Source organism: Corynebacterium hiratae (genome assembly GCF_009708045.1).
Taxonomy (GTDB): Bacteria; Actinomycetota; Actinomycetes; order Mycobacteriales; family Mycobacteriaceae; genus Corynebacterium; species Corynebacterium hiratae.
Window position 1 is genome coordinate 1 of sequence record NZ_VIOG01000011.1, and the last position, 25,806, is coordinate 25,806.

General features: G+C 60.0%; 20 protein-coding genes and 4 tRNA genes. 3 read left to right on the forward strand and 21 right to left on the reverse strand.

Translation table 11 applies throughout. The features are described 5' to 3' along the window. The 5 genes from FME68_RS09715 to pgfA all read right to left on the reverse strand — a co-directional run. Positions 1–2,112 (reverse strand): Rib/alpha-like domain-containing protein (locus FME68_RS09715; RefSeq protein WP_268865443.1); only part of this gene is annotated, 2,112 nt, incomplete at its 3' end. A 364-nt stretch (positions 2,113–2,476) separates the two neighbouring features. Continuing rightward, entirely contained in the window at positions 2,477–3,124 is a 648-nt protein-coding gene (locus FME68_RS09720; RefSeq protein WP_158397439.1) for an ECF transporter S component, read from the reverse strand. Positions 3,125–3,361: 237 nt separating this feature from the next. Further along, positions 3,362–7,357 carry a DNA-directed RNA polymerase subunit beta' gene (locus tag FME68_RS09725; protein ID WP_070821682.1) on the reverse strand — a complete coding sequence of 1,332 codons (3,996 nt, stop codon included), beginning with the start codon at positions 7,355–7,357 and terminating at the stop codon, positions 3,362–3,364. Between the two features lie 101 nt (positions 7,358–7,458). Further along, positions 7,459–10,938, reverse strand: coding sequence for a DNA-directed RNA polymerase subunit beta (rpoB, locus tag FME68_RS09730; protein WP_046647757.1), 3,480 nt, complete (start codon positions 10,936–10,938; stop codon positions 7,459–7,461). A 294-nt stretch (positions 10,939–11,232) separates the two neighbouring features. Further along, complete coding sequence (gene pgfA / locus FME68_RS09735) at positions 11,233–12,189, reverse strand: cell envelope lipid trafficking protein PgfA (protein ID WP_158397441.1); 957 nt, start codon at positions 12,187–12,189, stop codon at positions 11,233–11,235. A 220-nt stretch (positions 12,190–12,409) separates the two neighbouring features. On the opposite strand from pgfA, the gene FME68_RS09740 reads away from it, so the two are divergent. After that, the gene (locus tag FME68_RS09740; protein ID WP_328287804.1) at positions 12,410–13,594 is read left to right on the forward strand and encodes an MFS transporter; all 1,185 of its coding nucleotides are present in this window, start codon (positions 12,410–12,412) and stop codon (positions 13,592–13,594) included. 17 nt (positions 13,595–13,611) lie between these two features. Here FME68_RS09740 and FME68_RS09745 read toward each other — a convergent pair whose 3' ends face one another. From FME68_RS09745 to FME68_RS09780, 8 genes are all read right to left on the reverse strand, one after another. Beyond that, complete coding sequence (locus FME68_RS09745) at positions 13,612–13,956, reverse strand: HigA family addiction module antitoxin (protein WP_230308966.1); 345 nt, start codon at positions 13,954–13,956, stop codon at positions 13,612–13,614. Then, positions 13,934–14,257, reverse strand: a complete 324-nt coding sequence (locus FME68_RS09750; RefSeq protein ID WP_328287805.1) for a type II toxin-antitoxin system RelE/ParE family toxin — start codon at positions 14,255–14,257, stop codon at positions 13,934–13,936. The genes FME68_RS09745 and FME68_RS09750 overlap by 23 nt, the downstream gene beginning before the upstream one ends. 134 nt (positions 14,258–14,391) lie before the next feature. Further along, positions 14,392–14,778, reverse strand: coding sequence for a 50S ribosomal protein L7/L12 (gene rplL / locus FME68_RS09755; protein ID WP_046647762.1), 387 nt, complete (start codon positions 14,776–14,778; stop codon positions 14,392–14,394). 86 nt (positions 14,779–14,864) lie between these two features. Further along, a complete protein-coding gene (rplJ, locus tag FME68_RS09760) occupies positions 14,865–15,386 on the reverse strand; it encodes a 50S ribosomal protein L10 (protein ID WP_010189711.1) in 522 nt (173 codons plus the stop codon). Positions 15,387–15,724: 338 nt separating this feature from the next. Then, the gene (locus FME68_RS09765) at positions 15,725–16,519 is read right to left on the reverse strand and encodes an ABC transporter ATP-binding protein (protein WP_046647763.1); all 795 of its coding nucleotides are present in this window, start codon (positions 16,517–16,519) and stop codon (positions 15,725–15,727) included. 6 nt (positions 16,520–16,525) lie between these two features. Next, the gene (locus FME68_RS09770) at positions 16,526–17,578 is read right to left on the reverse strand and encodes a FecCD family ABC transporter permease (RefSeq protein WP_046647764.1); all 1,053 of its coding nucleotides are present in this window, start codon (positions 17,576–17,578) and stop codon (positions 16,526–16,528) included. After that, entirely contained in the window at positions 17,575–18,642 is a 1,068-nt protein-coding gene (locus tag FME68_RS09775) for a FecCD family ABC transporter permease (protein ID WP_082254433.1), read from the reverse strand. The genes FME68_RS09770 and FME68_RS09775 overlap by 4 nt, the downstream gene beginning before the upstream one ends. Beyond that, positions 18,643–19,587, reverse strand: a complete 945-nt coding sequence (locus tag FME68_RS09780; protein WP_046647765.1) for an ABC transporter substrate-binding protein — start codon at positions 19,585–19,587, stop codon at positions 18,643–18,645. A gap of 142 nt (positions 19,588–19,729) precedes the next feature. Here FME68_RS09780 and FME68_RS09785 point away from each other — a divergent pair, with 142 nt between their 5' ends. Further along, positions 19,730–20,506 carry a siderophore-interacting protein gene (locus FME68_RS09785; RefSeq protein WP_230308972.1) on the forward strand — a complete coding sequence of 259 codons (777 nt, stop codon included), beginning with the start codon at positions 19,730–19,732 and terminating at the stop codon, positions 20,504–20,506. Between the two features lie 596 nt (positions 20,507–21,102). On the opposite strand, the gene rplA is transcribed toward FME68_RS09785, so the two are convergent. The 7 genes from rplA to FME68_RS09820 form a co-directional block, all read right to left on the reverse strand. After that, positions 21,103–21,807: a 50S ribosomal protein L1 gene (rplA, locus tag FME68_RS09790; RefSeq protein WP_158397443.1), complete on the reverse strand. Its 705-nt coding sequence runs from the start codon at positions 21,805–21,807 to the stop codon at positions 21,103–21,105. Positions 21,808–21,904: 97 nt separating this feature from the next. Next, complete coding sequence (rplK, locus tag FME68_RS09795) at positions 21,905–22,348, reverse strand: 50S ribosomal protein L11 (RefSeq protein ID WP_010189723.1); 444 nt, start codon at positions 22,346–22,348, stop codon at positions 21,905–21,907. Between the two features lie 165 nt (positions 22,349–22,513). Then, complete coding sequence (gene nusG / locus FME68_RS09800; protein WP_049154835.1) at positions 22,514–23,428, reverse strand: transcription termination/antitermination protein NusG; 915 nt, start codon at positions 23,426–23,428, stop codon at positions 22,514–22,516. Positions 23,429–23,566: 138 nt separating this feature from the next. Continuing rightward, positions 23,567–23,893, reverse strand: a complete 327-nt coding sequence (gene secE, locus FME68_RS09805) for a preprotein translocase subunit SecE (RefSeq protein WP_070547318.1) — start codon at positions 23,891–23,893, stop codon at positions 23,567–23,569. A 25-nt stretch (positions 23,894–23,918) separates the two neighbouring features. After that, positions 23,919–23,994 (reverse strand) — tRNA-Trp (locus FME68_RS09810). 127 nt (positions 23,995–24,121) lie between these two features. Beyond that, positions 24,122–24,193: transfer RNA gene (locus FME68_RS09815), tRNA-Met, on the reverse strand. 34 nt (positions 24,194–24,227) lie between these two features. Next, positions 24,228–24,303, reverse strand: a tRNA-Thr gene (locus FME68_RS09820). A gap of 246 nt (positions 24,304–24,549) precedes the next feature. On the opposite strand from FME68_RS09820, the gene FME68_RS09825 reads away from it, so the two are divergent. Next, the gene (locus FME68_RS09825; protein WP_158397444.1) at positions 24,550–25,653 is read left to right on the forward strand and encodes a glutathione S-transferase family protein; all 1,104 of its coding nucleotides are present in this window, start codon (positions 24,550–24,552) and stop codon (positions 25,651–25,653) included. Between the two features lie 50 nt (positions 25,654–25,703). Here FME68_RS09825 and FME68_RS09830 read toward each other — a convergent pair. Then, positions 25,704–25,785, reverse strand: a tRNA-Tyr gene (locus tag FME68_RS09830). Positions 25,786–25,806: the final 21 nt, after the last annotated feature.

A 25,806-nucleotide genomic window follows, 5' to 3' on the forward strand; every position in this document is an offset into this window, starting at 1 on the left:
AGGGGTCTCCTTGTACTCGTACTTCGTATCCTCCGGAAGATCACCAGCATTCTCGATGTTCTTCTTCGGATCCGGAGTACCGCCTACCGGAACCTCCTGATCCTGACCCTTCGGATCATAAGTCTCATTGTCCTTTGCAGCAGGTGCCTTCAGGTCAAACTTCGCAGGAACCTCGCGAGATACCGGGTCAGCCCCCTCAGCCGGGGTCCAAGTAACCTTTACCAGGGCCTCGTTTTGGCCTTCAACCTGCTTATCTGCAGGCCAGGTGATCACACCGGTCTTAGCGTCGATTGTCAGGCCCAGTTTTTCGGCGGCGGCAGGGTCTGCGAACTCGAAGGTTGCACCTTCCGGCATCTCCTCAACGGCATCAGTATTCGGGTTGTCGAAAGAAGGCTTTGCTTCAAGATCCTTTTCCTTGGCAGTGCCCTTGGTCTCGTCATACTTAACGACGGTCGGATCTGCCAAGAAGGAGTCGGCCAAAAGGAGCGTACCCGTTGGCTGACCCGAAGCATCGGCAGCGAATACCTGAGAAGAGTACACAGTTGGCTTGGAGAGATCGTTCGGAACGGTGAAGTCGCAGGACTCCAGCTCACCAAGCTCGTTAGCCGTGACGGTGCAGATCTCACCGGTGGATTCACCGTCTGCAAACCACTCAATAGCGTACTGCTGGTTGGGAACCAAGCCCGTGGTCTTCGACTTGGCGGTATCTCCAGGGGCAGCAATAGCAGAGGCGTTATCGTAGTTGATGACGTCGTGAATCGGGCGGGGAGTCAGCAGAGCGAAGTGCTGGACAGAAATATTCGCAGACGCGTTTTCAATACCGAGATTTCCGCCATGGGGGGGCTGGAACATGTTGTCCTGGTAGTTACCCATCCACAGGTCACGATTCTCACCAACTACCGGATACAGGTACATATAGTCCGTGTTGATGTGGCGGTGACGCTGGCCAAGTGTGCCGTTCCACTGCATCAGGTTGCCATGCTCTTCTTCCTCAGCAGAGACGAGCTTGCCCCACTCCTCATCAGTGGTCTTGTTTCCCTTTTTAGTGTGGCTGACGCCATACAAGCCAGCAAACGGCAGATAGAAGGAACCATCGTCCTTTACATAGGCAACGCGGGACTCCGCAATGTGGGAACCTTCGCCGTGCTCAGCCTGGTATGCGTCGACGATTTCCTTTTGCGCAACGCGGAACTGCTCACGGGTATGGTTTTCGTTGGCGTCCTTCCAAGCGTCAAACTGACGGGCCACTTCGTCGTTAACATACGAGCCTACGACCTTAATATTAGTAGCAGCACGGTCTGTAGATCCCTTGAAGTACTGATTGGGAAGTGAACCCATGACCTCATTGTTTTCCCACCAAACACTACCTCGCGCGGTGCCATAAAGACCGCCCTCAGGCCACTTCTTATCGGCAGTGGGTGCTTCGGTCCACTCAGCTTCAGGCTTGGCGAGCCAACCATCCACGTTCGGACGCTCCTGGAATACTACCTTGGCGCCTACGATGCGGTTAATGCCAGCAGCGAAGTCCCAGCTTTCCCACTTACGGGTCAGGCGGTTGTGGAAGCGACCGCTGTACATGTCGCCACCGCCTGCTAGCGTGTACTTTGCCGAATCCGGGTTCTCAGCCCAGGTTCGAACCTGGAACTTGTCATCACCAGCCAGTTTGAACTCGATTGGGTTACCCAGGCCGTCCTTCGGTGCCTTGGACAGGTCAAATACAAACTTGCCCTCAGAGTCCGAGGTGGTGTAGTAGATCGGCGAAACTTGACCCTTGCCATTGACATACTGCAAGAAGACCTTGACACCAGGCATAGCTTCGTCAGCTTCATTCTGGGCCTCCGGGCCGGAGTCACGATCCAAATAGACCGTACCTTGGTAGCCCTGCTTCTGACCCCAGGTACCGTCCGCTCGGATAGCGGTGGCTTCCGAAGTGCCTCGGGTATCCACACTAGGCTTCTGGTCAGGCGTGGAGTCCTGAGCAATAGCAGCCGGCGCAGCATTCGGGCTTACGACTGGGTGAACGAAGGGCGCAACCATTGCCACAGAGAGCGCGGCAGCTGCAATCGTCGTACCGCGACGACGGGCAGAACCGTTGAATTTCTTCACATTCATGAAGAATCCTTTCATGAGAACAATTAAGAAACCGGTCAGCAGCCCACCCTCGGTTAGATTCCGAAGTCACTTAGGCGTTCCTGAAGGCAGACTGGACTCAAGCTGAGACCCTACCCCCCCCCGCCACTTCCCGCAAGAGCAAAATTCGGAAGCGGTTAACCGTGTACTTGCACGTCATAGCCTGTTTGATCAACATAAATGTCTAAAACTGCTGGCCACGGGTAGCTCCAATGTTTATACCGTTCACAGGTTGAATTAGTTTCGTAATTTAAGCCTCATGCAAATTACCCCCGCTACACCCCTATCCATGGGGTGTTCACGGGGGTAACGAGAAGCTAAAACTATCGCCCATTCACGGCGTGTCTTACACAGACTTGATTTTCGGAGGTGTATCACTCTCCCACCCGTGGACATGGCGTCGAAGCACCGCCCGCACCGCCTTTGCGATGACATAGGCCAGCGGCACCACAACGACCAAGGTGACCAGGAGCCTAATAAGCGTCCAGCCAAACTGGGCTGCAAGATGCTCCACATCAAAACCACCGGCGATAATGCCCACGAGTCCGCTTACCAATACCGCAGCAAAACCGGCGAGGCTCCCGCTAAGAAAATCAAAGCGGGCGTATTTGCAGCCGAAGAAAACGGCTTCTATGACCGCGCCAATGATTACTACCTCCACTACGGCTCTGGGGCCTACGACGCCACTGAATGCATAACCCAGCATGACCGACATGACATAACCCACAAATGCGGCCAGCGGTTTCTGGACAGTTAAGGCCGCACATAGCCCGGCCAAGGGGAAGAGCGCCGCCGTCCCGGAAAGCAGCGGTAGCAACACATGCGTTGGGAGTGGCTCATCTTCCCCCATGACCAAGCGATTAATAAACGCTCCCCTTCCCCACAATAGGAGCGCGCCAGCAATGACAAAGCCGGCAACAACAAGAGCATCAACGCCCGTCCACGCGCGTGGTTTCGGGGCAGGCTTTTCGAATCCTGTGGTTGGAAATGTCATCGGTCGGTACCTTTCCTGGGCATGAGCACTGGGGTTCTTGTGGCTTTGTTGACGCTATTGTAAGAGAACCCAAATTTTCTCGCAGGGCGGGGCTCCGAGCGGGACGTCCCGGTTCGGTGCTACCGATAGAAAAAGACCCGCACCTCGTCCCCACCAGTGTCTGGCGGGGTGAAGTGCGGGTCGTTGGTTTCCCTCGGCGTTGAAGGGCTAAGGACTAGCTCGTTGAAGGACCAGGTCCTAGAAGGTGTAGTCCTCCTCCAGCGGGACGGAAGCGCCGGTGAACTCACCGAAGCCATCGTCGCCGTAGATGGAATCACCGTAGGTCGGGATGGAGTACGCAGCGTTACGTGCGGCCTCAGTCGGCTTCACGCTGATGTTGCGGTAGCGGGAAATACCCGTACCAGCCGGAATCAGCTTACCGATGATGACGTTCTCCTTCAGACCAATGAGCTGATCCGAGCGCTTGTTGATGGCGGCATCGGTAAGCACACGCGTGGTCTCCTGGAAGGAGGCCGCAGACAGCCAGGACTCCGTAGCCAGCGAGGCCTTGGTAATACCCATGATCTCACTGCGCAGCTGAGCCGGCTGGCCACCCTCAGCAACCTGAGCGGCGTTAACCTGCTTGGCCTCAGAAAGGTCAACCAGGGTACCCGGCAGGAACTCGGTGGAACCGGCCTCAATGACCGTACCGCGACGCAGCATCTGACGGATGATGATCTCGATGTGCTTGTCGTGGATGGCCACACCCTGTGCACGGTAGACAGCCTGAACCTCGTCGATGAGGTGCTTCTCCACGCCGCGGCGGCCGAGAACCTCCAGCACGTCGTGCGGGTCAGCCGCACCACGCATGAGGCGGTCACCGGTGCTGACGTGGTCACCGTCGCGCAGGGAGCGCTCGATCATGGCGTCCGGGTTGGACTCCATCGGGCGGCGAACCTGAGCCAGGCCCTGGCGCTTCGACAGCTTCTCGTAGACCACGTTGTCGGAACCGTCATCCGGGGTGATGGTCAGGGTCCAGAAGTTGCCCTCATCGGACAGGGACACGGTGCCGTCGACGGAAGCGATAGGAGCGCGGTTCTTCGGGTTGCGGGCCTCGAAGAGCTCCTGAACACGCGGCAGGCCGCCGGTAATATCGCCACCGACACCACCCTGGTGGAAGGTACGCATGGTCAGCTGGGTACCCGGCTCACCAATGGACTGTGCTGCCACGATGCCGACTGCCTCGCCGATATCGACGAGCTTGCCGGAGGCCATGGACTTGCCGTAGCACTTCGCACAAACACCAGCTGGGGTCTGGCAGGTCAGCACGGAGCGAACCTTGATCTCCAGAACGCCAGCGGCGACGATCTTGCGGCTGAGCTCCTCGGTCAGGTCAGCGCCTGCTTCGGCAATAACCTCGCCGTTTTCATCCTTGACGTCGTTAGCCACGACGCGGCCGGATGCGGAGGTCTCCCACAGCTCGTGCAGGTCGTAGGAGCCTTCGGCAACCTCGACGCCGATCGGGACGCGCACGCCCTGACGGGTGCCACAGTCTTCCTCGCGGACGATGACATCCTGTGCCACGTCCACCAGACGACGGGTGAGGTAACCGGAGTCAGCGGTACGCAGAGCGGTATCCGCCAGGCCCTTACGGGAGCCGTGCGAGTTGTTGAAGTACTCCAGAACCGACAGGCCCTCGCGGAAGGAGGTCTTAATCGGACGGGTGATGTAGTCACCCTTGGAGTTCACAACCATGCCCTTCATACCGGCCAGGGTCCAGATCTGACGCATGTTACCGGCAGCACCGGACTTCACGATCATCGGAATCGGGTTGTCGTCGGGGTACAGCTCCTCGACGGCGTTACCCACGGTGTCCGTGGCGTCCTTCCACAGCTCAACCAGGCGGTCGTAGCGCTCGCGCTCGGTCAGGGCACCCTGCTCCCAGTACTTGCGCTCGATGCGCTCTGCTTCCTTCTCATAAGACTCGAGAACTTCGGTCTTGTTCGGAAGAACCAGAACGTCGTGCATGGTGATGGTCACGCCGGAACGCGTGGCCCAGTAGAAACCCGCGTCCTTCATCTTGTCCAGAACCTGGGCAACGGTGATCATCGGGTACTTGGCAGCGAGGTCATTAATGACGTCACCCAGCAGCATCTTGTTGCCGGCGCCGCCCTTACGGACCATGACGCCCTCGAGGTACGGGTAGTTCCACGGCAGCAGGTCATTGAACATGATGCGGCCCAGGGTGGTCTCAGCGAGCCAAGCCTGGCCCTTCTGCCAACCATCCGGGAACTGCTCTGCCTCAATGTCTGACGGCGGACGCAGGTGGGAGATGCGCACCTTGATCGGGGCCTGCAGGCCCAGAACGCCGCGGTCACGAGCCATGATGGCCTCCGCGTAGGAGGAGTACACGCCCTGGGCCGGTCCGTTTTCGTCTGCGGGAGCGTAAGCTCCCGCGCCACCGATCTCGTCCTCGCCCTTGTCCATGGTGAGGTAGTACAGGCCGGTAACCATATCCAGACGCGGCATAGCCAGCGGCTTACCGGAGGCCGGGGACAGAATGTTGTTGGAGGCCAGCATCAGCACGCGTGCCTCAGCCTGCGCCTCGGCGGACAGCGGCAGGTGGACTGCCATCTGGTCACCGTCGAAGTCAGCGTTGAAGGCCTCACAAGCCAGCGGGTGCAGCTGGATGGCCTTACCTTCGACGAGCTTCGGCTCGAAGGCCTGGATACCCAGGCGGTGCAGGGTCGGTGCACGGTTCAGCATCACCGGGTGCTCGGAAATGGCCTCTTCGAGGACGTCCCACACCTCAGGGCGCTGGCGCTCCACCATGCGCTTAGCGGACTTGATGTTCTGTGCGTAGTCGTTCTCCACCAGGCGCTTCATGACGAAAGGCTTGAACAGCTCCAGAGCCATGAGCTTCGGCAGACCACACTCGTGCAGCTTGAGCTGCGGACCAACGATAATCACGGAACGGCCGGAGTAGTCCACGCGCTTACCCAGCAGGTTCTGGCGGAAGCGACCCTGCTTACCCTTGAGCAGGTCAGACAGGGACTTCAGCGGGCGGTTACCCGGGCCGGTGACCGGACGGCCGCGACGGCCGTTGTCGAAGAGCGCGTCAACGGACTCCTGCAGCATGCGCTTCTCGTTGTTCACGATGATCTCGGGAGCGCCGAGGTCGATCATGCGCTTGAGGCGGTTGTTGCGGTTGATCACGCGACGGTAGAGGTCGTTGAGGTCGGAGGTGGCGAAGCGGCCACCGTCCAGCTGCACCATCGGGCGCAGCTCCGGCGGGATCACCGGGATAGCGTCGAGCACCATGCCGGCCGGGTCGTTGCCCGAGCGCAGGAAGGCTGCAACAACCTTCAGGCGCTTGAGGGCACGCATCTTCTTCTGGCCCTTGCCGTTGTTGATGATCTCCTTGAGCTCCTCGGCCTCAGCCTCGAGGTCGAAGTTACGGATGAGGGTCTGGATAGCCTCTGCACCCATGCCGCCGGTGAAGTAATCCTCGTAGCGGTCAACCAGCTCTTCGTAGATGGTCTCATCGATGATCATCTGCTTCGGAGCCAGCTTGATGAAGGTGTTCCAGATTTCGTCGAGGCGAGCAACCTCGCGCTCACCGCGCTCGCGGATGTGCTGCATTTCCTTATCGGCAGCGTTCTGGACCTTGCGGCGGGCGTCGGCCTTTGCACCGGCGGCCTCCAGCTCGGCCAGATCCTGCTCGAGCTTGGCAGCGCGCTCAGCGATCTCTGCCTCGACGTCATCCTCGACGTCCTTCTTCTCCAGCAGCATCTCTGCTTCCAGAGTGGACTGGTCATTGTGGCGAGCTTCCTCATCCACGGAGGTGATGATGTTGGCAGCGAAGTAAATGATGCGCTCAAGGTCCTTCGGAGCCAGGTCCAGAAGGTAGCCCAGGCGGGAAGGAACGCCCTTGAAGTACCAGATGTGGGTAACCGGCGCGGCCAGCTCGATGTGGCCCATGCGCTCGCGGCGAACCTTGGACTTGGTCACCTCGACGCCACAGCGCTCACAGATGATGCCCTTGTAGCGCACGCGCTTGTACTTACCGCAGGAGCACTCCCAGTCACGGGTCGGGCCGAAGATGCGCTCGCAGAAGAGGCCGTCCTTCTCCGGCTTGAGGGTGCGGTAGTTGATGGTTTCGGGTTTCTTGACCTCGCCCTTGGACCAGCGACGGATGTCCTCTGCGGTGGCCAGCCCGATGCGGAGCTCGTCGAAGAGATTTACGTCAAACACGTAATGTCTCCCTTTCATCCCCCGTCAGGGGGAAGTTGATGGCTTTGTATGTAGGTGGTGTTTCGTTATGCCCGCCGCCGCTTGGGGCGGCGGACCAAAAGCTAGGCGATGTCTGCGTCGGAGCGCTCGTCGCGGGACAGGTTAATGCCCAGGGACGGAGCGCCGTCCATGTCGTCTTCGTCGGAGCCAGACAGTTCCATCGGCGTGCCGTCGGTGGAGAGAACTTCCACGTTGAGGCAGAGGGACTGCAGCTCCTTGAGGAGGACCTTGAAGGACTCCGGGATACCCGGATCCGGGATGTTGTCACCCTTGACAATGGCCTCGTAGACCTTGACGCGGCCGACCACGTCATCGGACTTGATGGTCAGAAGCTCCTGCAGGGTGTAGGCAGCGCCGTATGCCTGCATTGCCCACACCTCCATCTCACCGAAGCGCTGGCCACCGAACTGTGCCTTACCACCCAGCGGCTGCTGGGTAATCATGGAGTACGGGCCGGTGGAGCGGGCGTGAATCTTCTCGTCGACGAGGTGGTGCAGCTTGAGCATGTACATGTAGCCGACGGAAACCGGGTACAGGTAGGGCTCGCCGGAGCGACCGTCGAAGAGGCGGGCCTTGCCGTGCTCGTCCACCATGACGTCACCATCGCGGTTCGGCTTGGAGGAAGCCAGCAGGCGAGAGATCTCCTCGTTGGTGGCACCGTCGAAGACCGGGGTTGCGGTGAGCGACTCCGGCGGGACGTCGTACAGCTCTTCCGGCAGGGTCTTGAGCAGCTCGGCGTTGGCCGGGTCCTCGGTATCGATCTTCCAACCAGCGTGTGCCAGCCAGCCGAGGTGAACCTCGAGAACCTGGCCGATGTTCATACGACGCGGCACACCGTGGGTGTTGAGGATGATGTCCACCGGGGTGCCATCCTCCATGAACGGCATATCCTCCGGCGGGAGAATCTTGCCCACAACGCCCTTGTTGCCGTGGCGGCCAGCGAGCTTATCGCCGTCCTGGATCTTGCGCTTCTGAGCCACGTAGACGCGGATCATTTCGTTGACGCCTGGGGCTAGGTCGTCGTCATCCTCGCGGGAGAAGCGGGAAACGCCGATGACCTTACCGGTCTCACCGTGCGGCACCTTCATGGAGGTATCGCGCACCTCGCGGGCCTTCTCACCGAAGATGGCGCGCAGCAGGCGCTCCTCCGGGGTCAGCTCGGTCTCACCCTTCGGGGTGACCTTACCGACGAGGATGTCGCCCGCGCGGACGTCAGCACCGATACGGACAATGCCGCGCTCGTCGAGGTCACGCAGAACGTCATCGGAGACGTTCGGGATCTCGCGGGTGATCTCCTCCGGGCCCAGCTTGGTATCGCGAGCATCAATCTCGTGCTCCTCGATGTGGATCGAGGTGAGGATGTCTTCCTCCACGATGCGCTGGTTGAGGATGATGGCGTCCTCGTAGTTGTGGCCTTCCCACGGCATGAAGGCAACCAGCAGGTTGCGGCCGAGGGACATCTCACCGTTGTGGGTACCGGGGCCGTCGGCAAGCACCTGGCCTGCCTCGACGCGCTCACCCAGGGACACCAGCGGGGTCTGGTTGTAGTTGGTGTTCTGGTTGGTGCGCTCGAACTTGCGCAGCATGTAGGTATCGCGCTGGCCTTCGTCATCCATGATAGTGATGAGGTCCGCGGTGACGTTCTCCACCACGCCCGCCTTCGGGGTGATGATGAGGTCACCAGCATCGTAGGCGGCGCGCTGCTCCATACCGGTGCCCACGTACGGGGCCTCGGAGCGCACCAGCGGCACGGCCTGGCGCTGCATGTTCGCGCCCATGAGGGCACGGTTAGCATCGTCGTGCTCGAGGAACGGAATCATGGCGGTTGCCACGGAAACCATCTGGCGCGGGGAAACGTCGACGTAGTCAACGCCGGCGGCGTCGGTCACGCCGATATCGCCGTCCTTGAGGCGCACCTCGATACGGTCGCCGGTCAGGGTGCCGTCGGCATCCTTCTCAACCTCTGCCTGCGCAATAGCGAAGCGATCCTCTTCATCAGCGGTGAGGTACTCCACCTGGTCGGTGACCTTGCCGTCTACAACCTTGCGGTACGGGGTCTCGATGAAGCCGAAAGCGTTGACGCGGGCGTAGGAAGCCAGCGAACCGATCAGGCCAATGTTCGGGCCTTCCGGAGTCTCAATCGGGCACATGCGGCCGTAGTGCGAAGCGTGGACGTCTCGCACCTCGATGCCGGCGCGCTCACGGGACAGACCGCCCGGGCCCAGCGCGGACAGGCGGCGCTTGTGGGTCAGGCCGGACAGGGAGTTGTTCTGGTCCATGAACTGCGAGAGCTGGGAGGTGCCGAAGAACTCGCGGATGGCAGCAGAAACCGGGCGGACGTTAATCAGGGAGGTCGGGGTAATCGACTCTGCGTCCTGGGTGGTCATGCGCTCGCGAACGACGCGCTCCATGCGGGACAGGCCCACGCGGACCTGGTTCTGGATGAGCTCGCCGACGGTGCGCAGACGACGGTTACCAAAGTGGTCGATGTCGTCGGTGTGGATGGAGATCATCTCACCGTTCGGGGCCTTCATCTCACGCTCGCCGGCGTGCAGGCGCACGAGGTACTCGAGGGTGACGGCGATGTCTTCCTCGGTCAGGGTCATTAGGCCGTCGTGGTCTCCACCCAGGCCGAGCTTGCGGTTGACCTTGTAGCGGCCGACCTTGGCCAAGTCGTAGCGCTTCGCGCGGAAGAAGGAGTTGTCGAGCAGGGCCTGCGCGAGGTCACGCGTGGGCTGCTCGCCCGGGCGCTGCTTGCGGTAGATCTCCAGCAGAGCCTCATCGGTGTTGGCCACGCCATCGGACTCGAGGGTGGACATCATGAGCTCGGAGAAGCCGAAGCGTTCCTTGATCTGCTCCTCAGTCCAACCCAGGGCCTTGAGCAGCACGGTGACCGGCTGGCGGCGCTTACGGTCGATGCGCACGCCGACGGTGTCGCGCTTGTCGACGTCAAACTCGAGCCACGCACCGCGGGAAGGAATGACCTTCACGGAGTGCAGCGGGCGCTCGGTGGACTTGTCGATGGTCTGGTCGAAGTACACACCCGGGGAACGCACGAGCTGCGAGACGATAACGCGCTCGGTGCCGTTGACGATGAAGGTGCCCTTCTCGGTCATCATCGGGAAATCACCGATGAAGACGGTCTGGGACTTAATCTCCTGGGTGTCGTTATTAATAAATTCTGCGGTGACGTACAGTGGCGCCGAGTAGTTGATGTCCTTCTCTTTGCACTCGTCCACGGTGTTCTTCACCGGCTCGAAGCGAGGCTCCGACAGGGACAGGGACATGTTGCCCGAGTAATCCTGGATCGGCGAAAGCTCCTCGAGGATATCCTCAAGGCCGCTCGTCACGCGTGCGTCTTCGCCGCGCTCTGCCTGCTCGCGCTCGCGCCACTCGGGGGTGCCGATGAGCCACGCGTAAGAATCGAGTTGTAGATCGAGGAGGCCCGGGACGGCGATAGGCTCGCTGATTTTAGCGAAGGAGTATCGCTTCGGGGCTCCAGGGATGTTGGCCACTGACTTGGTCTGGCGGGAGACTGCCAAGATGGGTCCTTCCAGTACCTCTGGCGGATTGCGGCCCCACCCTGGCCGGTGAGGTGCAAAACCGCTGGTAGATTTAGCATTCGGTCTGCTGTGGAATGACTGGGTTTAGAATGCACAAAATCACCTTGTCAAGTCGGTTTTACCATCACCGCTCGAAAGGCTAAATGTGCACTAAAGATCCAGATTCCAGCGCAACGAAATAGCCTATAGCATAATGGCGGCCTTGTAAAGGCGAAACGCGCCGCCGGCGTGTCGCTTCGGAGATCCGCACGCGCGGGCCTCTAGCACGCGCGGCTAGCGGGAGTGGCGGCTAGTGGGACGGCGGAAAGCGCCCAGCGCCCCGAGCAGCACCAGAAGCGCGCCGATTCCGACGCCGCCCCAGCGCACCCACTGCCCCACAGCACTCCGCGGGAAGCGCTCTGCTTGCTGAAGCAGCTCCGCGCGGGATTCCTCATCAGTGGCACCGTTGAAGGCGAACTGCACCTCGCGCTCGTTACCCTCACGGTCGGCCCAGTAGTCCCGCACATCAACGTCCATGCCCACGACCAGCCCGGTGGCTTGATCCACGAAAAGGTCCCGCGTTGCGGAGTGGAAGAGGTAGCCCTGCTCGGCGGAGCCGTCCTCATTGCTCAGCGTGGTGGTCGTGCTACCGGCGTAGAGGGTGGCCACGTTGGTGGGCTCAATCTCTTGGTGGTAGCGGTAGACCGTGCGGCCGTCGATGTCGAGGGATTCCTCGAAGACGGCGTCGGCAGCCTTGCGCAGCACCGGGTCAAAGACCGGGTAGGTGGTCTGCTCGGCGTCAGCCGGCAACTTCAGCCAGTAACCTTCGACGGGCACCTCCGCCGTGGGCGAGCCCATGGTGTGGGAGAGCGCCGCTGGGCCCGTGGCCTCACCGCTGAGGCGGTCGACGGGATAATTCCACACGCGCGCAAAGCTCAAGTCCTCGACGTTGCCCGTGCCACCGCGGATGGCGGACTCCCCCACTCGCAGTGTTGCTGTCTCCTTGTCCGCCGGGTCCTGAATGTCCAGGTTGAGCTGATAGGTCATGGGCCCCTCGTACTGCGAGGCGCCCTCTGCCGACAGCTCCTGCGCGGTGGCGTTCTCATCCTGCATCGTCCACGTGGTGTCCTTGATGTCCAGCGGCAGGCGCGGGCTAAAACTCAAGAAGCTCGACGCCGCCAGGCCAGCTGCGATCAGCGCAACGCCGAGGCCGAGCAGGAGGACGGAGAAGATGCGGGACTTGGGCAGCATGGTGGCTTATCCTACCGATTCGTTTGCTCAAAACACATTTCCCCGGAGGGTGCGTTTCAGATTCACGTGGCGTTGACGGGGGGCTACCGGAGCGTTTAATAGTCTAAGGATAAGTGCCCCACATCACACTTGAGATCGGATCGGCAGATTGCAGGAACCAATGAAGAATGACCCCCAAAGCAAGAACAGAGACTTCCGCCTCTACCTATGGTCAGACCTCGTGGCTCAGATAGCTGGGGTGGGAGCCGGGCTTGCTATTCCAGTGGTCACTCTACGTTTGAGCGATAGTCTTACCCTTGCCGGCCTGTATGGAACCATCACTGGAATTGCGGCACTGGCAGGCGGCATCATCGGCGGCTCTCTTGCGGATATGTGGCGCCGCAAGCCACTCATCATTGTGACCAACGCGCTGGCTGGGATACTCAACCTCGCGTTAGCGGGCCTCATTCTATCCGGAAGCTTCTCCCCCATCGTCTTCGGTGCGCTACTCGGGAGCATGATGCTCTTTTACCGAATAGGCCAAGCTTGCTCCGACCCTTGCCTGCCCCAGCTCGTTGAAGAAGAACAGCTCGCCGCCAAACAAGGGCTCATCCAAGCACGTCTGCAATTTGCGGGACTCATCGGCCCCACTGTGGGCGGCGCACTTCTAGAAGTCAATGTGGCTCTGCCCTTCGTGTTTGTCGGTCTGGCAAATTTCCTCACCATCGTCTTCTTCCTCTTCATCAGGGCTAACCTAGACCCCGCAAAGAAGGCAGAGAACAAGCTCCTACGCACAACCAAGGAAGGCTTAGCCATCGTGGCTCGCTCGCCCCTACTTCGCGGGCTCATTGCCATGCAAACACTGTCGAACTGTGCAATTAACGGCTCACTGTTCATGGCCGTCCTCATACTGGAGGAGGGGAACAACCCTGGATGGGTAACGGGACTAGCCCGCACGTCCATCGTCCTCATCGGGATTGTGGGTGCTTTGTCGACGGGTTGGATGCAAAAGAAGTTTTCCTTCGCAGCCCTTCAGGTAGGCACATGTGCCTGGGTTGCTGCATCAATCGCATGTGGTGCCCTGCTCAGCCCCAGCCTGTTGATGATCATCCCGCTAGGACTGTCCGTTCTTACAGCCCCAGCCGCCGGCGCGGTAACCTATGCCGCACTCCACAGGCTTATGGCCGAAGAAACACTTGGCCGAGTCACCAATATCCAAATGAGCACCGTCGTTTCACTCTCTAGTGTGTGGTCGACCCCTCTGGCCGCAATATCTCATCGCTGGACCTTGACCACTGGTTTGTGGGCAAATGCGCTCGCCGGGCTCCTCGCAATCGGGCCCGCCCTCATCTTTGTGCGCAGAGCCGATCGCGCCCTTGCGCAAGCAGACGCGAAGGAGAAAGAGGACTCCCCTAGCCACTCATAAGCGTAAGTCAACTGTTTCTATGAGTGAGAGTCGGCTTCTTCTTTGTGATTCCACGGAACGATAGCGCTGACATCCGTGATCTGGCGAGCTTTCCACAGATCGTATTCCTCTTGGAGTCCGAGCCAGAACTCCGCGGAGTTCCCAAAGTAGGCCGACAAACGCAAAGCCATATCGGCACTGATACCGAGCGTACCGCGGGTAATTTTGGAGACTTGAGAGCGGGTAGTGCCAATGTCGTTGGCCAGGCGATACTGGGTAATACCACAGGGTTTGAGGAATTCTAGGAGAAGGATTTCTCCAGGATGCGGAACAGGAACAACATCAACATGAGTATGCGCGTCAGTGGTAGTCGATAAAGTCAACGTCAACAGCTCCTTCGGGTGTCCACTTGAATATGATGCGCCACTGCGAGTTGACGCGAATTGAGTAGTAGCCCTCTAGGTCACCCTTGAGCCGCTCCAACCGGTTTGCTGGTGGAATCCGAAGGTCCGTGACATTTACAGACCGCCCAATCATAAGTAACTTGCGGCGCACTACCGAACGCAATTCCGATGGAATATATCGCGGCGGCACACCATCCTGATGGAACCGCTCGAGACTTCTACGCCGAAATTGCACACCCCAATAGTGTCTCTTTTTGACCCTAGTGTCAAGACCTGACACGAAATGTTTAGAATCCGCTGGGCCATCGGGGTCCCGACAAAACGGGAACAACCCCGCACCGCGCAAAAAGCGGAACGGGGTTGTTGGAGCGCAGCGAGTGTACTGCGCAGGAAAGCTTTAGTAATTCAGGTGAATTACTTGAGCTCGACGGAAGCGCCAGCCTCTTCGAGCTTAGCCTTAGCAGCGTCAGCGTCGTCCTTGGAAGCACCCTCGAGGATAGCCTTCGGAGCACCCTCAACGAGCTCCTTAGCTTCCTTCAGGCCCAGGCCGGAGACGATCTCGCGGACAGCCTTAATAACGCCGATCTTCTTAGCGCCAGCGTCGGTCAGAACGACGTCGAACTCGGTCTTCTCTTCCTCGGCGGCACCGCCGGCAGCCGGGGCACCAGCAGCAACAGCAGCAACCGGAGCAGCGGCCTCAACGTCGAAGACCTCCTCGAACTCCTTGACGAACTCGGAGAGCTCGATGAGGGTCATTTCCTTGAAAGCTTCAATGAGCTCGTCCTTGGTGAGCTTAGCCATGATTGGCATCCTTTCTCATTGTTCCTAGCCGCACTAGGCAGCCAGATAAGTGTGTGTGTTTAAGTTGTGCGCCTGTAAGTGGCGTCTTAAGCTTCCGCAGCCTTCTTGTCCTGCAGGGCCGCAGCGGTGCGGACCATCTTGGTTGCAGGAGCGTTGAATACGGCGGCAGCCTTTGCCATAGAACCCTTCATGGCGCCAGCCAGCTTTGCGAGGGTGGTCTCGCGGTTGTCCAGCTTGGCGATGGCCTCAACCTGGTCGGCAGACAGAGCGTTGCCGTCCATGTAGCCACCCTTGATAACGAGTGCCTTGTTGTCATCAGCGAACTTGGTGATGACCTTCGCAGCATCCACTGCCTCGCCCTTGATGAACGCAATAGCGGTCGGGCCAGTCAGGTGCTCGTCAAGACCCTCGATGCCAGCTTCGTTGGCAGCGATCTTGAAAAGGGTGTTCTTGGCGACGGAGTACTCAACGTCAAAGCCGAGGTTGTTACGCAGCTCCTGGAGCTGACCCACGGTCAGGCCACGGTACTCGGTAAGCACGATGGAGTTTGCACCCTCGAGCTTCTCCTTCAGTGCCGCCAGGTCTGCGGTGTTCTTCGGGTTTGCCATTTTCTACTTCACCTCCTTTCGAAACATCTCTTGTGTTTTCCGCCGGGGCCTTCCCCACTCCGCTTGCCCGATGGACAACCGAAATAACAAAAGCCCCGTGCAAGAGCACAGGGCGCGCGCGGAATTCCGCGCTTATTCGCAAAGTGTCTCCTGCGTGGGCCGCCCTCTAGGATGAGGAACCTTCGATCCGGATATCCGGATGACCGACGGTCTTCGGTGAACTTTGACTCGGCCTCAGCGGGCCGTTCAAACTTCGCTAGGTACTTTACAACCCGACCTGCCATAACTCCAAATCGCTCCGCTGAGAGCTTTCGACGCGGGTTCCTGTATGAACGTTGTCAGTCGCTGAGCACTCCGCGCGGAACGATGACGGGGGCGTCGCTGCGCGGGTCGTCCCAGATCTCGACGTCGATGCCATAGGCTGCGGCCAGCACTTCTTTCCGCAACGCCTGGCGGGGCGTTCCCTGCGCGATGACTTCGCCGTTGTTCATGACCACCATGGTGTCGGAGTACTGCCCGGCCAGCATGAGATCATGCAACACGACGACGACCGTTTTCCCAGCGTCGGCTTGCTTGCGCACGAGCTGCAGAACGCTGATGGCATGGGCTGGATCGAGGAAGGTTGTGGGTTCGTCGAGAAGCAGCACTGGCGTGTCCTGCGCCAAGGCCAGCGCGAGCCACACCCTCTGGCGCTGGCCGCCCGAGAGTGCTGCGATGTCACGGTCGATGAAGTCCGTAATGCTAGTCTCCACGCAGGCCTGCGCGATGATGTCGCGGTCCTTCGTGGACAGTCCCCGACCACGGCCCAGGTGCGGGTAGCGGCCGCGCGCGACGAGCTCGCCCACCCGCAGCCCATCCGGCGCCGTCGGCTGCTGCGGAAGAAGCGCCACGTGGGCAGCTGCTTCCTTCGGGCTCATGGCGTGCACGTCCAACTCGCCGATGTGCACGCTCCCCTGCCGCGGGCGAAGAATCTTAGACAAGGTCTTCAACAACGTGGACTTGCCGCAGCCATTAGGCCCGATAAGCGTGGTGATTTCGCCCGGGCGTGCCACCAAGTCAACACCCGACAGGATGTCTTCCCCGTCCTTATATCCGGCATAAATACCGGTGGCCGTAATTTCTCTGTCTTTCACTAGCTCTTATCCTCTCCGCCGTGCGGCATTCCACACCAAGATGACCAGGGCACATCCTCCGATAATGGAGGAGACAGCACCCACCGGAGCGTCCATCGGCAACGCTCCAGCAATGACAGCGCACACGCTCAACAAGGCGGCGCCTGCAGCACAGGAGACCAGCGGCACAGGCGTGGGTGTGCGGGCAACAATACGCCCCACATGCGGGGCCAGAAGTGCAATGAAACCAATGGGACCGGCCACGGATACGGTCACCGCGCAGATGCCCGTAGCTGCCACCAGCAGCAACGCGCGTGTTCGCGTGATGTTGACCCCGAGGGAAAGGGCTGAGAGATCATCATGCGCAAGAAGCGGTAGCTCCCGAGCACACCACAGGCCAAGAACTACGAAAGGCGTCAACCCCAGGAGCAGGGGAACAATGACCTCCATCCGCACGAAACCCGTGGTTCCCGCCAGCCACAGCTGGGATTGCGCCGCGCGGAGGAGCTCGGCTGCGCGTAAGAGATACGCCACCAGCGCTTGGAACAGCAGGGAGAGCGCGATTCCGACGATGACGATGCGGTTGCTCGTGCCGATTCCCCCCAGCGCCACCAGCAGGATGGCCGCTAGCACCGCGCCCAGCAGCGCGAGTCCGGCTCGCCACCAGAACATGGATAGTCCGTCGGCAAGCAACGGCCGGGAGAATACCGTTCCGAGGACCACCATGACGGACGCGCCACCAGTCACACCCAGAATGTCAGGCGAGGCCAGCGGATTGCGCGACATGGATTGCGTCCACGACCCCGCCAGTCCGAGCGCGGCACCTACGATGAGGGTCGCTAGAGCTACCGGCATGCGCAGGTCCCAGACAACGCGGATTTCGCTTCGGCTGCCGCCACCGTTGAGGATCTCTAGGACTCGCCCCGGACTCAAGGCCACAGGGCCTTGGCCTAAAAGGAGGACATAGGAGGTTGCTGCGACCAGAACAAAGAAGCAGGTCGCCGCCCATATCCATGTCCGGCGCTGCCGCTCCTGGGAACGCAGTTGCTTGGCGACGTCCCCCTTCACCCGCCCACTCATAGTTTATGCTCCCCACGGTGTACGGCCCAGATGAGAAATGGTGCGCCCACAAAGGCCAAGACGATGGACATCTCCAACTCAGAGGGGCCCGCGATGAGGCGACCCAGAATATCCGCAGCGAGTACGGAGCAACCACCGAGCAATGCGGCCGGGGCAATCATCGCGGTAACTTCTGGCCCCGTGAACCGGCGCAGCAGATGGGGGATGGCGAATCCGACGAAGGCAATGGGCCCCGTCGCTGCGGTAGCGCATCCCGCTAGGACAACGATGCTCAAGGCAGCGCCGCGCCGCGCCAGCGTGGGAGAACCGCCTAGAGCAACCGAGGATTCCTCCCCCATTGCCAGAAGATCGAGCGGGCGCGCCACACGTGCGGCGATGAAAAACCCGATGAGCAATCCGGCACCTGCGATGGCGACATCCTCTGGGCCGCGCCCGAACGTGGATCCGATGGTCCACCGGCGCATGCTGTCAAGGACATCCGTGGAGTACAGGCCGATCAGCATGGCGCCAGAGCTCAAGGCAGCAGCAACTCCCGCGCCGACTAGGACCAGCGTCAGGGGATCCTGAAACCGCCGGGATACACCCAGCACTAATGCTGTGGCCAGGCCGGCGCCTACGAGAGCGAGCGCGGTCCGCATCCCGGTTGAGGTGGCGACGCCTAGCGCCGTCCCGAGGGCAACCAGGAACGAGGCCCCCGCGGTGATACCGATGAAGCCCGGATCAGCCAAGGGGTTTCTAGTCCAGGACTGAGCGATAACACCCGATACCGCGATGGCCGCTCCCGCGAAGTAGGCAACGAACGTGCGGGGGATACGCAAATCCCACACGATGTTCTCGATATCTGCTTCGCCTCCGTGGAGGAGGGCAGACACCAGATCCGGCAACGGAATAGCCCTCGAGCCAACCGCCAATGAGCACAGCAAAAGGAGGAAGGTCGACACAACCAGGGCCGTGGTGAGCAGTGCGCGGCTTCTCCCCCGCGAATCCAGTGCGTCTGCCTTGCCACGGCGTTGCGGGTACGCAACGCCGTGGATAGCGTCAGCCTTCCTCGGTAGTGCGAGCACTTAGAGCTGCTCTTCGAACTTGTTGACGGCCCACGGGATCGTCAGCGGGTTCGGCACGCTCATCGCATTGCCGGTGTCCGTGTCGAGGTAGCGGACGCGTCCATCCTTGACCACGTCCAGGCCTTGGAATGTGGAATCCTTCTTCAGCTCATCGACCGCACCGTTGTAATCCAAGACGAACAGATAGTCCACATTGTTGAGCTGGGAGTAGTTTTCCGGGGCATAGTCCACGAAGAAGCTGGAACCATCACCCTGCAGTTCCTTGGGGATCTCAAAGCCGAGGTCTTCGATGAACTGGCCACGGCCGTCTTCTGCCGTGTAGAGGCCCAGCTTCCCGTCATAGGGCATGAGGATGGCTGCGCGCTTGCCCTGCAGCTCCGGGTGGGAGTCCTTGAACTGCTCAAAGGCGCCCTCTGCTTGGTCAATGAGCTTCTCCCCCTCCTCTTCCTTATCCAAGGCAGAGGCGATGGTCTTGACTTGCTCATCCCAGGGGATCTGCCAGTCCTCGAAACCTTCGGGCTTCACGGTCAGCGGGGCGATATCCTCGAGGGATTTCTTCGCCTCCTGATCCACTGCCTGGTTCACGGCGATGATCTGTGTGGGGTCCGAGGCAGTGACCTGCTCTAGAACCTCGGCCGTGAAACCGGAGGCGGTGTTATAGATCACCTCGGGCTGGGCATCTCCCAAAAGCTCCTTCGCCCATGGGCCAACTCCGGAGGGATCACCATCCCCTTTCGCACCCCAGGGGGCCACAGCAACCGGAGTGATTCCGAGTGCCAGCACGGTATCGGCATCACCGAGCCCCAGGCTGGCAACGCGCACCTCCTCAGCACTGTCCGCACCCGCGCTGTCCTCGCCACTTCCGCGGGAGCACCCCGCTAAAGCAATCGCTGCCGCTGAGACAATAGCGAGCACGGTTTTCGCGCGCCGGTGGATAGCAACCATGGAATAAACCTTTCCTTCAACGGGAACGAGCATGCAAGCATTCGCACCCCTAAATTATTTGAGGCTAGCCTAACCTGTACGTTATGATGGTTTCAAATTTGGCCTCTACCTAGGATCAATTCCCTTGACGCATCACCGCTTATTGCCCGTCACCCTCACCGGGAACACCCGCCTCAAGCCGCGGCTGCACCGTTTAACTTTTCACTCGCCGGCTTTTAGTGACTACCCCTTAGCCGGGCCTGACGAGTATTTTGGGCTCCTCATGCCCCAAGACGAGCAGGATTTTTCGCCCTTCCCGGTCGACGATACCAATGTTCGTGCCGCCGTCACCCGATTGCCCGACGACATTCGCCCAGCATTGCGCTGGTACACAATTCGCAAGCTCAACCAAGAAGCGTGCACCATCGATGTCGACGTGGTGACCCATGGCGATAATGGCCCGGGCTCACGCTGGATCCTCAATGCCCAACCCGGGGATACCGCCGGAATATATACCGGGCAAGCACTGTGGCAGGCCCCTAGGAAGTCACAACTGTTACTCGCAGATGCCTCTGCCCTACCGGCGCTGTGGCACATCCTCGAGCACTACGAAGCCTTCTCACCGGAAACCTTGGGTGCAGTCGACGTCGTTGCCATGATCACAGACGACGCTGAAGTTGAAGACGGCTTGGAGGAGACGTGGCGCGGCAAGGTCCGCTCACTCACCATGGTCCTGGCTCCACACGACGAACACTGCACACGCGCCAGACAACTTCTCGGCTCCCGTTTCACCGCGGATACAGCGCCGGATTCGGTGTGGGTATCCGGCGAAGGGGACCTGGCCAAAGCAGTGCGCTCGATAGCCGTGCATGACTGGGGTGTGCCGCGCGAAGACGTCATCTGGTCCGTGTACTGGATGAAGGGCAAGCCGCGGCCTTAAAGCGGACTTCGCACGCATCTAATCCTTTTAACCGGCAGCGGATAGCCGGTGAATAACTCGGTGCGCTGCCACATGGTTCCCATCAGAAGGTTTCCGTCAGGAGGTTTCCGTCAGGAGGTTTCAGTCAGAAGGTTCACCTGCCCCCAAACGAACCTTCTTCGCTCCTCCATATGGTTTGTTTGCCCCCAAGAAAACCTTTTGACTAGAACCATCTACATCCAGCGTCCGCGTTTGCCCTAGGCCTGATGCATCTCCGCTTAAGTCCACGGCGTGGAGTACCTGACTTGGGTTACACAGTACAACGCGGGCCCCGGTGAAATCCGGAACCCGCGTTGTAAGGGGTCTTGTTTATCAGGCGGTTTCTCACGCCGCCCGCCCTGCAAGACTCAGGGTGTTCTCTCTATCTCTCATGCGCCTCTCTCAAACGCACAAGAATTAGTATGCAGCACTTTCCTTGAAAGGCCATCGTACTTAGCTGCCAATTACCTGTCAGAAAGATATCCGGCCGTGACCTGCATAAACAAAAGAGAGAAAGCGCGAAAAAGGCCCCAGCTCATCCAAGAGCCGGGGCCTAAAATTCGTTTACACAGACAACACTAGTCGGTGTAGTTCTTCTCCACGGAAGCATCGACCGGGATGCCCGGGCCGGTGGTGGTGGACATGGTGATCTTCTTAGCGTAGACACCCTTAGCGGAGGACGGCTTCAGGCGGATGATCTCGTCGTACAGCGCGCCGTAGTTCTCAGCCAGCTTCTCAGCATCGAAGGAAGCCTTGCCGATGATGGCGTGCAGGTTGGAAGCCTTGTCCACGCGGAAGGAAATCTTACCGCCCTTGACGTCAGCAACAGCCTTGGTCACGTCGGCGGTCACGGTGCCGGTCTTCGGGTTCGGCATGAGACCACGCGGGCCCAGCACGCGTGCAACGCGGCCAACCTTGGCCATCTGATCCGGGGTGGCGATAGCAACGTCGAAGTCGATGTTGCCCTCGTTGATGGCAGCGATCAGCTCTTCGGTGCCCACGATGTCGGCGCCAGCAGCCTTAGCGGCCTCAGCGTTGTCACCCTCAGCGAAGACGGCCACGCGGACGTCCTTACCGGTGCCGTGCGGGAGGGAGACGGTGCCACGAACCAGCTGGTCAGCCTTACGCGGGTCAACGCCCAGGCGGAAGACAACGTCGACAGTAGCGTCGAAGTTCTTGGAGGAGGTCTCCTTGGCCAGCTTGGCGGCCTCGATCGGACGGTACAGGCGAGAGCGGTCTACCAGCTCAGCGGCAGCCTTGTATGCCTTGGACTTGGTGCTCATAAGTGCAATTCCTTTTCTTGGATTGATGTGGTGATAGCGGGCCGAAGCTGGCCCTGCCACGCGCGATACAGAACGTATCGCGCATTAAATCGAATTTTTACTTAGCCGGGACGCCGTCAACGGTGATGCCCATGGAGCGAGCGGTACCAGCGATGATGCGGGCGCCGTTCTCAATGTCGCGAGCGTTGAGGTCCTCGAACTTGGTCTGTGCAATCTCCTTGCACTGATCCCAGGTCACGGAGCCAACCTTGTCGGTGTGCGGAACGCCAGAGCCCTTCTTGATGCCAGCAGCCTTGAGCAGGAGCTTCGCTGCCGGCGGGGTCTTCAGCTTGAAGTCGAAGGAGCGGTCCTCGTAGACGGTGATCTCCACCGGCACGACGTTGCCGCGCTGGGACTCGGTCGCAGCGTTGTAGGCCTTGCAGAACTCCATGATGTTGACGCCGTGGGCACCGAGTGCCGGGCCGACCGGCGGAGCCGGGTTAGCAGCGCCTGCCTCGATCTGGAGCTTGATCAGGCCAGTGACCTTCTTCTTGGGAGCCATCGAATTACCTCTTTCCTGTGGTACCGGAGTGCCGCCACGATGAATAACAGCGCCCCGTCCGGATGCTCACGCATTGTGGGCCACCGGAGGATGAACGTTTCAAGATGCGCAAAAGCGCACGGCGTTCAAGTTTAGAACACCGTGCGCCCAGCTCAAAATCGCTTTTTAGGAGATGCGCTCGATCTCCGTCGGGGACAGCTCCACCGGGGTCTCGCGGCCGAAGATGGACACCAGGCCCTGCATCTTGCCGGTCTCCGGGTCAATCTCGGAGATGGTGGCGGAGACGGAAGCCAGCGGGCCAGACAGGATGGTGACGGCCTCGCCCACCTCGAAGTCGTGCGCGTAGGCCTTGGCGGCCTCCTTCTCCGGCATAGCCACGACCTGCTCGCCTTCGGAATCTGCTGCGGAAGCTTCTGGAGAGACCGTCGGATCGTTCGGCATGAGGAACTTAGCCACGTCGCGGATCTTGACCGGGGTGGCGTTACCTTCGTTGCCCACGAAGGAGGTCACGCCCGGGGTATCGCGAACGACGGACCAGGCAGCGTCATTAAGCTCCATGCGCACCAGCACGTAGCCCGGCAGCAGCTTGCGCTTAACTACCTTCTTCTTGCCGTCCTTCTTTTCAATGGCCTGTTCGACCGGCACAACGACCTCAAAGATGGAGTCCTCAACCTCGAGGGTCTGTGCACGCATATCGAGGTTGGTCTTTACCTTGTTCTCGTAACCGGAGTAGCACTGGATGATGTACCACTGGCCAGGCTGCTTCTTCAGCTCGCGGGTAAAGGCGCGCAGGCGGGACTTGTACTCAGCGTCGGCTGCTGCGGCGGCGTCCGCGTCAGCGCTTGCCGACGCCTCCCCTGCGCCCTCGCCTTCAGCCTCAGCCTCGTCCGTGCCGCCACCGAGGGCGGCTTCGGCGGCCTTGGTAGCAGCTTCCTTCTCGGCGGCTTCCTTCTCCTCTGCGGAGAGCTCCTCCTGCGGCTGCTGGGCCTCCTCGGTAGCCTCGACCGCCTCCGCGGCCTGTTCCTGGACGTTATCGATCATGGCCTGCTCAAGGGAAGTGCCAGTGTTTTCTTCGCTCATTGTCTGCTACTCCAAATTGGTAATTATTCTTCTCGTCCCCACCAGGGTACTCGGCCGGACTTGGGCAAAAAGTATCCCGCCGTTTCCCCTAGTCGAGCTAGCGGGAAGGCGGCGGGATGAAAGTATGTAATTAGTTTACTAAGGCGCGAGGATTGCTTCAACTCCGAGGCCAGTCAGCGCGTCCACGCCCCACACCAGAGCGGTGAGGACGATGAGGAAGGCGAAGGTCACGAGAACGTACTGAACCATTTCCTTGCCGGTGGGCCAGACAACCTTCTTAAGCTCGGAGACAACCTCACCCGGGAAGGAACCAACAGATCCGCCGAAGGAATCTTCCTTCTTGTCCTCGACGCGCACGACGCGCTTGTCAGTGTAGGAATCGGTAGAGGTGGTCGCTGCGCCAGAGAGCTGACGCTTGCCGGTTGGGCGCGGAGCCCCGGTGCTCGGCTGCTTTTCATCGCTCACGGCGATTCCCTCCTTGGAAGTGATGTGGCAGGGGCGACAGGACTCGAACCTGCAACCTACGGTTTTGGAGACCGTTGCGCTACCAATTGCGCCACGCCCCTTTGCGTGCCCTTTTGGGACAACGCACAACCCTACCAGAACGCCGATTCCCTTTGGAAACCACGTGCCGCGCAAGGCTGGGAGTCGGTAGTGAAAAAGCGCCCAGATGCGGGCGCTTTTCTTTCCCGGTAGCGATGGCGAGAATTGAACTCGCGACACAGCGATTATGAGTCGCTTGCTCTACCACTGAGCTACACCGCCATATTCACTTTCTGAAAGCTTCCAGAAACATGAATGGAGCCCCCTGACAGAATCGAACTGTCGACCTTTTCCTTACCATGGAAACGCTCTGCCGACTGAGCTAAGGGGGCACAGCCTCTTTGAGTCACGGAATTTCTCCGCTGTGCTCTCGTTGAAGCCTTGAAAAGATTAACCCGAAACCGTGTAGCTACACAAATCGCCAGTACAGATAAGGTTTTTGGGGATCTTTATACTCGCATAGATTCATCCACAGCGAGCTTTACTACGCCGCAGAATCTGCAGACCCCAGCGCTCATAGCTCAACCCTCGCTATTGTTGACGTATCAGGTATTTTTTAGCCGGCAGAGAGGACCGACATGGCTGACAGCGCTCAGAAGGATACGCACAAGGACTGGGCCGGCGATGCCCAGAACGCTTCGACGGACGGTGAATTCAAGCGAGATACGAACTACATCGGTGACCGCATCCTCGCCTCAGTCACCGGTGACAATCCACAGCCCTCCGCGAGTGGCAGTGGCGAGACTTTGGACTGGCCGGTGCAGCCCCACCGCTACCGCCTCATCGCCGCGCGCGCTTGCCCGTGGGCGCACCGCGCGGTCATCGTTCGGCGTTTGTTGGGGTTGGAGGATGTCATCTCCTTAGGTTTGGCGGGCCCGACCCACGACAAGCGCTCCTGGACATTTGACCTCGATCCAGGCGGCGTCGATCCCGTGTTGCAGATCCCCCGCCTGCAGGATGCGTATTTCAAGCGCTTCCCGGACTACCCACGGGGAATCACCGTGCCAGCACTGGTGGAAGAATCCAGCGGCAAGGTCGTGACCAACGACTTCAACTCCATGGTGCGGGACTTCCAAACGGAGTGGCCCGAGTTCCAGCGAGAAGGCGCACCCAACCTGCTGCCGCCATCCGAGCAGCAGGAGGAGATGGAAGAAATTAACGACTTCATCTTCAGGAAACTCAACAACGGCGTGTATCGCGCGGGATTCTCCGCATCCCAGGAGGCTTATGAAGAGGCCTATGCGGATGTCTTTGAGGTCCTCGATTGGTTGGAAGAACGGCTAGCCCACCGCCGGTTCATCATGGGTGAGCACATCACGGAGACCGATATCCGGGCATACACCACCCTGATCCGCTTTGATGCCGTCTACCACGGCCACTTCAAGACGAACCGGAACAAAATCAGCGAGATGCCGAATGTCTACGGCTACCTGCGCGAACTCTTCCAGACCCCGGGCTTCGGCGATACCACCGACTTCACGGAGATCAAGCAGCACTACTACATCGTCCACCGCGAGATTAATCCCACCCAAATCGTGCCGGCCGGTCCGGATCTGTCTGGGTTGGCCCAGCCCCACGGCCGCGATCATCTGCCGGGTGCACCATTCGCTGAAGGCACCACCCTGCCGGGGCCGTTGCCTGAGGCCGAGCAGTTGAAGAACCCCGCGGACTTCCAGCGATAGCGATAAGACAATCCCGCAGACACATTTTTGCGTCTGCGGGATTCATGTTGTGCCAGGTAGAAGATTCGAACTTCTGAAGGCAATGCCGGCGGATTTACAGTCCGCTCCCTTTGGCCGCTCGGGCAACCTGGCAAGCACTCTTGAGTGCGGTTA